General features: G+C 46.1%; 9 protein-coding genes. 7 read left to right on the top strand and 2 right to left on the bottom strand.

The window, feature by feature from the left end; all coding sequences use genetic code 11:
• Positions 1 to 26 precede the first annotated feature (26 nt).
• Entirely contained in the window at positions 27 to 1,136 is a 1,110-nt protein-coding gene (locus CGZ90_RS07065) for a GerAB/ArcD/ProY family transporter (protein WP_240515364.1), read from the top strand.
• Between the two features lie 35 nt (positions 1,137 to 1,171).
• On the opposite strand, the gene CGZ90_RS07060 is transcribed toward CGZ90_RS07065, so the two are convergent.
• Positions 1,172 to 1,633, bottom strand: coding sequence for a hypothetical protein (locus CGZ90_RS07060; RefSeq protein ID WP_094251598.1), 462 nt, complete (start codon positions 1,631 to 1,633; stop codon positions 1,172 to 1,174).
• 721 nt (positions 1,634 to 2,354) lie between these two features.
• Here CGZ90_RS07060 and hutP point away from each other — a divergent pair.
• The 6 genes from hutP to CGZ90_RS07030 all read left to right on the top strand — a co-directional run bounded on the left by hutP (position 2,355) and on the right by CGZ90_RS07030 (position 10,871).
• Entirely contained in the window at positions 2,355 to 2,789 is a 435-nt protein-coding gene (gene hutP, locus CGZ90_RS07055) for a histidine utilization transcription antiterminator HutP (RefSeq protein ID WP_094251597.1), read from the top strand.
• Positions 2,790 to 2,896: 107 nt separating this feature from the next.
• Positions 2,897 to 4,426 (top strand): histidine ammonia-lyase, encoded by a 1,530-nt coding sequence (gene hutH, locus CGZ90_RS07050; RefSeq protein WP_094251596.1) that lies wholly within the window; start codon positions 2,897 to 2,899, stop codon positions 4,424 to 4,426.
• 20 nt (positions 4,427 to 4,446) lie between these two features.
• A complete protein-coding gene (gene hutU, locus CGZ90_RS07045; protein ID WP_094251595.1) occupies positions 4,447 to 6,108 on the top strand; it encodes a urocanate hydratase in 1,662 nt (553 codons plus the stop codon).
• A 13-nt stretch (positions 6,109 to 6,121) separates the two neighbouring features.
• Positions 6,122 to 7,390, top strand: a complete 1,269-nt coding sequence (hutI, locus tag CGZ90_RS07040; protein WP_094251594.1) for an imidazolonepropionase — start codon at positions 6,122 to 6,124, stop codon at positions 7,388 to 7,390.
• Entirely contained in the window at positions 7,368 to 8,333 is a 966-nt protein-coding gene (gene hutG / locus CGZ90_RS07035; RefSeq protein WP_094251593.1) for a formimidoylglutamase, read from the top strand. The genes hutI and hutG overlap by 23 nt, the downstream gene beginning before the upstream one ends.
• An 852-nt stretch (positions 8,334 to 9,185) precedes the next feature.
• Positions 9,186 to 10,871, top strand: coding sequence for a S8 family serine peptidase (locus CGZ90_RS07030; RefSeq protein ID WP_240515363.1), 1,686 nt, complete (start codon positions 9,186 to 9,188; stop codon positions 10,869 to 10,871).
• A gap of 82 nt (positions 10,872 to 10,953) precedes the next feature.
• On the opposite strand, the gene CGZ90_RS07025 is transcribed toward CGZ90_RS07030, so the two are convergent.
• The gene (locus CGZ90_RS07025) at positions 10,954 to 11,283 is read right to left on the bottom strand and encodes a hypothetical protein (protein ID WP_094251592.1); all 330 of its coding nucleotides are present in this window, start codon (positions 11,281 to 11,283) and stop codon (positions 10,954 to 10,956) included.
• Positions 11,284 to 11,335 lie beyond the last annotated feature (52 nt).

The raw sequence follows: 11,335 nt of genomic DNA, 5'->3' as shown, positions 1-11,335 counted from the left end.
ATTAAAAGGGTGAGGTGGGAAAAGTGATGAAAATTAAAGAAAACTTCCTTGTATCGCCTTATCTGGTTTTTTTTCTTGTCCACTCGATTCAGGTTGGGGTGGGGGTGCTTGGCTATCAGCGCGTAGTTGCAAAGTTTGCAGGATATGACTCATGGATTTCAGTATTGTTTGCCGGGATGATTATTCATATTCTGATATACATGATCTATTATGTACTAAATACAGGCGGCGGTGACATTACGTCCATTCACACAAAGCTGTTTGGAAAATACATCGGCACTGTGTTTAATCTAGTATTGATTTTATACTTTGCTGTATGGACTATCACTGTCCTCAGGACTTATATAGAAGTGGTACAGGTCTGGATGTTTCCCACTTTGGAAACGTGGAAGATTGCATCCGTCTTTTTATTATTGACTTATTATGTGGTTTCAGCTGGTTTCAGGACGGTTACAGGAGTTTGCTTCTTAGGAGTCGTGCTCCCCTTCGGTCTAATTGTATTGCTTGTTTTTCCGCTCCAATATTCACATTTTACAAACCTGCTTCCTGTATTCGACGAATCCATCAAAGATTATATTATTTCGACAAAAAGCATGATGCTTAGTTATCTTGGATTTGAATCTCTGCTAGTGTTTTATCCTTTTGTAAAAAATGCTAAAACATCCGAAAAATATGCCCACTTCGGAAATTTTCTCACCGTTTTGATCTACTTGACTATAACCATCATTACCTTTTCATTTTTCAGCGAGGAGCAGTTAGCAAGAAATGTGTGGGCTACGCTGTCCATGGTAAAGGTTGTGCAAGTATCTTTTGTTGAACGGTTTGATTATTTTTTTGTATCCTTTTGGTGCCTTGTCATCCTGACAAATATCGCGCTGTCGATATGGGCTTCCAGCCGGTTAGCTAAGGTGGTTTTCAAGGTAAGGCACCACCAGATGCTCATTCTCATTTCAGGAGTTGTCCTTGTTGTCTGCGTTCTGCTGAAAACACGATTTTTGATTAACTTGCTGAACAATTATACGAACATACTCGGGTTTTATATGGCCGCGATTTACATTCCCTTGCTTTTTATCGCATCAGTCATAAAAAACAAAAAGAAGAAGCATGACCAAATGGAAAACAGCTCTGCGCAATGACAGAGCTGTTTTTTGTCTTTCAAGTTGTTATTGTCTTATTCATTTAAAAGCATCGTCAGCTGTTCTTTACACTTTTTCTTTTCTGTTTCATCCTCAGATTGATGCCATTTTTCAAGCGCCATCTTGATCAGCTCCTGCAGCATGCTCTGCGTCCAGGAAACATACGAAATGTAAGCATCGCTTTTTAAGAATCGAGCGAGCATATTATGATCTGGCCCAAAAAAGAATTCAAGCTGATCATGAAAAAGAAGAAAATCGTCAAGCCGTCTTGGTTGGATTACACTGCTTAAAGAAAATGCATAAGCATTTTCCTGCTTTGCTTCAAAGGGGATGGTGAACAGTGCCCCTTCATGCAGGAGTCCTTTCGCTGTAGGCAATAGAAGATGAGGAGTATGAGTGCTATCATAGGCTACAAAAAAATCTAGTGGGGCGTTCTCTTCCGTCAAAGGAGTCCGAAGCATCGACGCCAAAATAATTTCCCTCTGAACATCTAGCATTCTATCACTCTTTTCTGATTTTAATATTTACAGGATGGACAGCAAGGCCGATAAATATACTCTTAAAAGAGTGTTCTGAAGTTTTCTAAAAGATTGTTGCTTTTGAACAGTTTGTTTTAATAGGAAGTTCAGCGAAGTTGTCGCTGAGGCGTAATTTAATCTTCAAAGCCTATACGTAAAGAGTGTTTCCATTCTTCGTTTCAATTGCTTTGATTTCACTATTACTCGGTCATCTTGAATCCAGCATTGATAAGTTGATCGGAGTGTAAGGTGCCGACTCCTCGAAAATGAACTTCACATTTTCTTCGTGCGATGTCTTGCTGCGTAGCCTTCCTTATCCAGCGGGACGAGTGGGACAGGTGAGACCCATTAGGGCGCGTAGCGGCAAAGGGGCTCACCTGTCCAGCAGAAAACGGCTAGCCCCTCGAGGTCAAAAGGGCAAGTGTCCAATAAGTCAAAGACCGACTTACCGGCCCCTTTCCCTTTTGCTTGTCGGGGCTGAACGAGCCGTTTCTGCTTTTCGCCACGCCCCGCGGAAAGCGTGCGCCTGAAACGGAGATCAACGACTTCTCTGAATTCTGTCAATCTCTTATGTGACAGGGGAGCTTTACATTCTTTATTTAAGCACCGTGATAAGTTGTTGAAAGGGAATTGACGGACCATTTGTAAACGCATACACTTAAGGTAGTTGATAAGTCGTTAGCAGAAAGTGAGCAATAACATGAGTCTTGCGAATGAGAAACTGCTTGGCAAGATTGCCATGCTGAGCTGTTTAGATGACAGCTATGTACAGAAAATAGAAGATCTGGGCTGGCGTTTTTGCAAAGGGAAAGTCGGTTCGATGGAGTCCAATAAAGTGGTGGCCGCGATTGAAACAGCGGCTAAGAAAGAAGGAGTCATCAACGGCAGTATCTACCGTGAAACGCACGCTTTGTATCATGCCATCATGGAAGCGATATATGGCGTGACACGCGGGCATGTCCAGCTTGGCACCGTATTGCGGACAGTTGGCTTGAGATTTATTGTCGTACGCGGGAATCCATATGACCAGGCAGAAGAAGGCGACTGGATCGCTGTTGCCTTGTATGGAACGATCGGCGCTCCTGTAAAAGGACTGGAGCATGAGGCGGTCGGTTTAGGAATCAATCATATATAATAGCCCATAGTCATGAGCTGTGAGGGGGCTGTGTTCAAAAGCGTTTGCTTTTGGATGCGGCCCCCTTTTGCTTTTTTTAGGGCTTATTAGAAAAGAGGAGCATAAAAATGGTGACGTTAACAGGCCATAGTTTAACGATCGAGCAAGTAAAACAAATTCTATGGAAACAAGAGAGAGTGGAAGCGAGTCCGGAGGCCATGGCGAAAGTGGCGGAAAGCCGCCGTGCGGTTGAGGAAATCGTAGCTTCTGAAAAAGTGGTGTACGGCATCACGACAGGCTTCGGAAAATTCAGCGATGTTCTTATCGCACAGGAAGATGTCGAAACTCTTCAGCTGAACTTGATCCGCAGCCATGCGTGCGGGATAGGAGAACCTTTTCCGGAAGATGTGAGCCGTCTCATGCTTATTTTCAGGGCGAATGCATTGCTGAAAGGATTATCGGGTGTCCGTCCTGTCGTTGTTGAGCGGCTGCTCGACCTCGTAAACCATCGCATCCACCCTGTCGTTCCGCAGCAGGGTTCATTGGGAGCGAGCGGCGACCTTGCTCCACTTTCTCATCTCGTGCTTGTTTTGTTAGGAGAAGGAGAAGCGTTCTATCAAGGTGAGAAAATGAGCGGCGGTGACGCGCTCAAAAAGACGGGACTGGAGCCTTTAACCCTGACAGCAAAAGAAGGCCTTGCGCTCATAAACGGCACACAGGCAATGACCGCCCAAGGTGTAATCAACTACCTTCACGCTGAGCAGCTGGGATACGCTGCTGACGGGATCGCTGCACTTACAATGGAAGGACTTAGAGGAATAACAGACGCTTTTGAAGAAGAGATTCACATTGCCCGCGGTTATAAGGAGCAGACAGAAGTAGCGAAACGGATTCGCGCCTACTTGGAAAACAGCCAGCTTACTACAAGACAGGGTGAGCTGCGTGTACAGGATGCTTACTCGCTGCGCTGTATCCCGCAGGTTCACGGTGCATCTTGGCAGGTTCTAGGCTATGTGAAAGAGAAGCTGGAGATTGAGATGAACGCTGCGACTGACAACCCGCTCATTTTTGACGGCGGAAAAAAAGTCATCTCAGGAGGCAACTTTCATGGGCAGCCGATCGCCTTTGCGATGGACTTCTTAAAAATAGCTGCTGCGGAATGGGCTAACATTTCAGAACGCAGGATCGAGCGGATGGTAAACCCGCAGCTGAACGATCTTCCGCCTTTCTTAAGCAGCAACCCAGGGCTCGAATCAGGTGCGATGATCATGCAGTATGCGGCCGCAGCACTTGTATCAGAAAACAAGACACTGGCCCATCCAGCAAGCGTTGATTCCATCCCATCCTCCGCGAACCAGGAGGATCACGTGAGCATGGGGACGATTGGTTCGCGCCACTGTGCGCAAATTATCGCGAATACAAGGCGCGTTCTAGCAACCGAATGGATATGTGCGATGCAGGCTGCTGACTTTAGAGGAGTGGAAAGGCTCGCTCCACGAACAAAAAAAATCTACGAACTTGGCAGAACGTCTTGCGCTTCAATCATGGCGGACCGTGTTTTCCATTATGACATGGAACGCACAACAGAATTAATAGAGAACTTGTGCTATAACGATACGTTTTTAGGACTACAAAAAAATACATTAATGGAAGCTTAATTAAGAGGAGGAAAATTAAAATGTCAAACGTTAAAAGCGATATTCAGGCAGCACGCGGAACACAGCTTCAGGCGAAAGGTTGGGTGCAGGAAGCGGCGCTTCGCATGCTCATGAACAACCTGGACCGCGATGTAGCTGAAAATCCAGATGATCTCGTTGTGTATGGGGGAATAGGTAAAGCGGCAAGAAACTGGGAGAGTTATGAAAAAATCGTAGAGACATTAAAGAAGCTTGAAAACGATGAAACGCTGCTTGTGCAGTCGGGAAAGCCAGTCGCCGTTTTCAAATCACACCCTGACGCCCCACGAGTATTGCTCGCTAACTCTAACCTTGTTCCAGCATGGGCAAACTGGGAAACGTTCCGTGATTTGGAAAAGCGCGGCTTGATTATGTACGGACAGATGACAGCGGGAAGCTGGATTTATATCGGAACGCAAGGCATTCTGCAAGGAACGTATGAAACATTTGCTGAGGCAGGCCGCAAGCACTTTGGCGGCAGCTTAAAGGGGACACTGACTATTACGGCAGGACTCGGAGGAATGGGCGGTGCTCAGCCGCTGGCCGTTACGATGAATGAAGGTGTTGTTATCGCTGTAGAATGTGACGAGACACGTATCGACCGCAGGATTGAGACACGTTATTTGGACGTGAAATGCAAAACAATCGAAGAGGCGCTGACAATTGCGAAACAAGCGATGCAGGACGGCAAGCCGCTTTCCATCGGACTTCTCGGAAACGCTGCTGAAATTTTGCCAAAGCTTGTTGAAATGAACGAGATCCCTCATATGGTGACAGATCAGACGAGTGCACACGATCCTCTTAACGGATACCTGCCAATAGGGTTTACGATGGAGGAAGGAGCAGAGCTTAGAAAGAGAGATCCTGAAACTTACATTGCCAAAGCGAAGCAATCCATGGCGATCCATGTTCAGGCGATGCTTGATATGCAAAAGGCAGGAGCGGTAGCGTTTGATTACGGCAACAACATCCGCCAAGTCGCACTGGACGAGGGTGTGGAAAATGCTTTCGATTTCCCGGGATTCGTCCCTGCTTTTATCCGTCCGCTGTTCTGCGAAGGCAAAGGACCGTTCCGCTGGGTGGCACTGTCGGGAGACCCTGAGGATATCCGCAAAACTGACGAAGTGATTCTGCGTGAGTTCAGCGATAACGAGCATTTATGCCGCTGGATCAAGATGGCGCAGGAAAAAGTCCAGTTTCAGGGGCTTCCATCACGTATCTGCTGGCTCGGATACGGCGAACGTGCAAAATTCGGACGCATCATCAATGATATGGTTGCATCGGGTGAGCTGTCGGCACCGATCGTCATCGGCCGTGACCACTTAGACTGCGGATCTGTTGCGTCACCGAACCGTGAGACAGAAAGCATGAAAGACGGCAGCGACGCAATCGCAGACTGGCCGATTTTAAACGCGATGGTCAACGCGGTGAACGGGGCGAGCTGGGTGTCGCTTCATCACGGAGGCGGAGTCGGAATGGGCTATTCTCTTCACAGCGGCATGGTCATTGTAGCTGACGGAACAGATGAGGCAGCACGCCGTCTAGAACGTGTTCTCACTTCAGATCCTGGAATGGGTATCGTCCGCCACGCGGATGCAGGGTACGACCTTGCTATTCAAAATGCGAAAGAAAAAGGCGTAAACATGCCAATGCTAGAAAACTAAGGAGGCGATATTAATGCTCGATATACTGATACACTCTTGCCAAGTGATTGCACCTCAAAGCAGCAGAGGACCGCTCAAAGGTGAGGAGATGGCTGAACTTCACGTTATCGAAAATGGAGCTGTCGGGATAAAGGATGGAAAAATCGCATTCGTCGGAACAGCTGAGGAAGCAGCAGGACTTCAAGCGGCAGAAAAAATAGACGCATCAGGCAAGCTGCTCTCGCCAGGTCTTGTTGACCCGCACACGCACTTAGTGTTCGGCGGATCTAGAGAGCATGAGATGGCGCTTAAACAGCAAGGAGTGCCCTATCTGGATATTCTGGCTCAAGGAGGCGGGATCCACTCTACGGTTCGTTCAACGAAACAAGCATCACATGAAGATTTATATGAAAAAGGCTTCTTCCATTTAAACAGATGTTTAAGTTATGGTGTGACAACTATGGAAGTGAAAAGCGGCTACGGGCTTGACCGGGAAACGGAACTGAAGCAGCTAGAAACAGCGGTAAAGCTGAATGAAAACCATCCGATCGACATTGTCTCAACATTCCTTGGTGCCCATGCTATACCTGAGGAATACCGCGGGCGCCCTGAAGCATTTTTAGAAGAGATGCTGACATTGCTGCCAGAGATTAAACAGAGAAATCTTGCTGAATTTGTGGATATTTTCTGCGAGACAGGTGTTTTCACGGTCGAGCAGTCCAAGCGGTATCTTGAAAAGGCGAAAGCATACGGTTTTGGCGTTAAAATACACGCGGACGAGATCGATCCGCTCGGCGGAACAGAGATGGCTTGCGAAATCGGAGCTGTAAGTGCTGATCACCTAGTCGGTGCGAGTGAGGAAGGAGTCCGTATGCTGGGAGAGACAGATACGATTGCTGTCCTTCTGCCTGGCACGACGTTCTATTTAAACAAAGACAGTTTCGCGCCTGCACGGTCTATTATCGAAAGCGGCGGTGCAGTGGCTCTTTCCACTGATTTCAACCCAGGGAGCTCGCCGACTGAAAACATTCAGTTTATCATGACACTCGCTGCACTGAAACTGAAGCTGAAGCCGGAAGAAATTTGGAACGCCGTTACCGTTAATGCAGCACACGCGATTGGACGCGGGGAAACAGCAGGATCGCTTGAGATCGGGCGGGATGCTGACCTTGTTTTATGGGATGCTCCTAACTATCACTACATTCCTTATCATTACGGTGTGAACCATGTGAATACAGTATGGAAAAAAGGGAAAAAAGCGGCGGAGAGGAAAGAAACATATGCCATCCATTCCATTTCTTAAACCAGCTAACGGAGCAAAATTTGCCGACCGCGGCATTAAAAAAACCGGTGAGCTGCTCACTCCGTGGGATGGCACGGCGGTATCAGGAATCGGTGTGCTCGGCATTCCGTTATCTAAAACTTCTATCTCACATTCTGGCGCACACCTGGCGCCAGAAACGATACGCTTTATGATGCATTCACTCACTACTTATCATATTGGAAGCGGCCAAGACTTGTGGGATGAGAGGATAATAGATTTCGGCGACATAAACATGCATGTTACCGACTTGTTTGAGAGTCAGATGAGAATACATGATACGGTGACACACGTGCTTCACAAATGCCCTGACCTTGTTCCAGTCTTTCTGGGCGGCGACCACTCCATATCTGCCGGAGCGATCTCTGCTTTTTCACAAGCGAAAGGAAGAGTAGGAATCATTCAGTTTGATGCTCATCATGATCTGCGGAACTTGGAGGATGGGGGTCCTTCCAACGGAACGCCATTCCGCCAGCTCATCGAAAAGGGAAGCATCGAAGGAAACCAGCTCGTCCAGATTGGCATTCGGGATTTTGCAAACGGCAAGATGTATCATGACTATGCTGTTGAGCATGGCGTGACCGTCTATACAATGGATGACGTGAGGAAAACAGGACTTATTGCAATATTAGAAGAAAGTGTGGAAAAACTGAAAATGTCATGCGTTACATTGTACGTGTCGCTTGATATGGACGTCCTCGATCAGGCATATGCACCTGGATGTCCGGCTATTGGTCCGGGAGGCATGGACAGTGGCGTGCTTATAGAAGGAATGGTCTGGCTCGCTAAAAATGGAAGTGTGAAAGGGATGGATATAGTAGAGATCGATCCGACCCTTGATTTCAGGCATATGACGAGCCGGCTTGCTGCCTACATCCTTATGCAGTTTTATACGCACTATAACAATGAGAGCTTTCCTATATAGTTACTATTAAAGAAGTCAGAGAAGAAGTTGATCTCCGTTTCAGGCGCACGCTTTCCGCGGGGCAGGCGGTGAGCCACTCGCCGCTACGCACCATTGAGTGTCTCACCTGACCGCTTGTCCCGCCGGAGTCGGCACCTTACACTCCAATCAACTTTATCAATGATGGATTCAAGATGAATAAGTAAAAGTGATGAAAGAATCAGCTAAAGCATTTGACGGAAGAAGGGAAACATTTCTCATAGTTTTGACGTTGAAAATAAATTTTTAAGAGTAAGTGAAATTCAAGGCCTTCGCATGTAATTATTCATGCAAAGCCTTTTTTTTTGCCTTTTTTGCGATTTGTTTCTATTCATTTATTATGAAGGGGGCGAAACTCTCGAAAATGAAAATCGCATTTTTTTGTGCTATGTCTTGCTGCCGTAGCTTTCCTTGTCCTGAGGGACGAGCGGTCAGGTGAGATCCTTTAGGGCGCAAAGCTGCAAAGGGGCTCACCGAACGCCTCGCGGAAAGCGAAGCACTTTGGAGCGGAGATCACCGATCCAACTTTTTTTGAACTATAAAGCTTAAAATCAGCCAAGTTTTCTTTATTGTCCAAATGAACTATGCATCATGTGAATATCAATGCTCTTAAAGTTTAATAGGGAAGACGTACTAATATTGTTGGGAAAATGTTTTACATAAACGTGTACTTATTTCGATATGTAGATATTTTATATATTTTACTAGAGTGAAAGTCATGATTTGGAAAATAATGATTTGTCCTCATCACAATGCACCAAGCGGAACTTATGATGGAGTTAACACCAAGAAATGACAAAAAACGCAGCTTATATTCTAAAGGAGGCATTTTAGGTGAATAAAAAGAAAATCGCAGCATCTATGCTTGCAGGTACTCTTTTGATTACTCCATTCTCGGTTATGGCAGAAAGTCCAAATTATGCAGGAGACAAAGCGTTAGCAGGTGTAATGACGGACAGCAACTCAAATAAAATGCTCGACAATCTTGAACAGAAGATAAAAGGATTGAAAAATGAAGAAAAGGTCCCGGTCATCATTCAGTTTAATGAGGAGTTTGCAGGCGGAAAAGCATACGAAAAGCTGGCACAGAAGCTAGGGGCATTCAAAAAGAACTTTGATTATAAAGTGTTCAATGGCATGGCTGCTACAATGACAGTAAAGCAGATCGAACTTATGAAGCTTCTGCCTTTCGTCAAACAAGTAGAGTACGATGCCCCTGTAAAAATAAACCTTAGCACAGCAAATGCTTCGTTCGGTACCGAAAAAGCACGCTCCGATTTTGGGCTGACAGGTGACATGGACGGCAATGAGCGCAGCTATACAAAAAATGATGCCGTTGTTGCGGTCATTGATACAGGTATTGATGCCGCACACGCTGACCTTGACGGCGGCAAGGTAATTGGATGGAAAGACTTAGTAAATAACCGCGCAACCGCATATGACGACCAAGGTCACGGTACACACTGTGCCAGCATAGTGGCTGGAGAAGGTGATGCGAACTCAGCCAATAAAGGTGTAGCGCCGGGAGCGGCATTGGTCGGTGTAAAAGTGCTTGATTCTCAAGGGTCAGGAAGCATGAGTACGGTTGCGGCCGGGATAGACTGGGCTGTTCAGAATAAAGACGTTTATGGAATTGAAGTTCTTTCATTAAGCTTAGGCTCATCTGGCAGTTCAGATGGGAAGGACGCGACATCTGTTGCTGTAAATAATGCGTCAGCAGCGGGACTGGCTGTAGCAGTTGCAGCAGGTAACGAAGGACCGCAATCGAAAACGATTGGTTCTCCTGGAGCAGCAGAAAAAGCTATCACGGTCGGTGCAGGCGCTGATCTGGGTGAGAACGGTTTTAACCTTACCTATTTCTCAAGCCGCGGACCGACTGCTGACGGACGCGTGAAGCCGGATATTTTCGCTCCGGGATATAATATTACCGCAGCAAAAGCCAATTCAGGGAATCAATACGTCACGTACAGCGGTACAAGTATGGCGACTCCATTCACGGCAGGAACGATAGCCCTAATGGAAGATGCAAACCCTGGCATCACAGAGCCTGAAATCAAAAATGCTTTATATTCAACAGCGATAGATTTTGGACCAGCAGGAAAAGACAGCGAATATGGCTATGGACGCCTTGACGGCTATGCAGCGGTCAAAGCAGCGGGAGGCTTGAGCGGCGTTGGTCCAGCTGTACCGAACCATTTTTATAAAGGTACAAGCATTAGCTCAGGAGCAAGCCATACTTACACACTGAATGTTGATAATACAGCGTTTCCTATCTCATTGACACTAATCACGCCAAACTGGTCGCCAGGGTTCTTGATCTTCGGACCTTCCCACAGCTATAAAGTGTCGCTTGTTGATCCAACAGGAGCAACTGTAGCAAGCTCGACACAAAATGAGCGCCAAGATCACACGGCATATAAACCAACGAAGACTGGCGCCTATAAAGTAGTCGTCTCTTCAAGCAAAGGAAGCGGCGCTTATTATTTGGATGTAAGTGCTGGTGCAGCATCACTTAACTAATAAATAAAACGAGACTGGACTCCTTTGGGAAAAGGAGTCCAGTTATTTTCGTTTTGAAAAGTTTTTGGTGATCAGTATCAGATTAAGAAAAATCCTGAACAGGAGAACAATTCTTTAACGGAAGCAGAATGGAGCGAATGGAATGATGATGATTCTTTCTCATAATGATGGAATAATATTTAGGAACGTAACCAGGTATCATTAAGATGACCATATATTTTCCTTTTGGAAGAGAAATGGATAAAGAGTTGCTAAATAGTGTTTGAAATCTTTGCTGACCGATGAAATCACCATTAATACCTCTTATTTCCAGTGTGATGAATTGGGCAGGTATTTTGACGTTAACCACATTAATGGTTAATACACCATGATCGGCTTTTAGACTGCCAGCTTTTTTAATAAATTCAGCCATAAAGCACCACTCCGTTTCAATAATAACAATCATATGCCAGAGCAGTGAAATA

The organism is Fictibacillus aquaticus (genome assembly GCF_002245695.1).
Lineage (GTDB): Bacteria > Bacillota > Bacilli > Bacillales > Fictibacillaceae > Fictibacillus > Fictibacillus aquaticus.
This window is presented reverse-complemented; position numbering and strand designations above follow the sequence as displayed.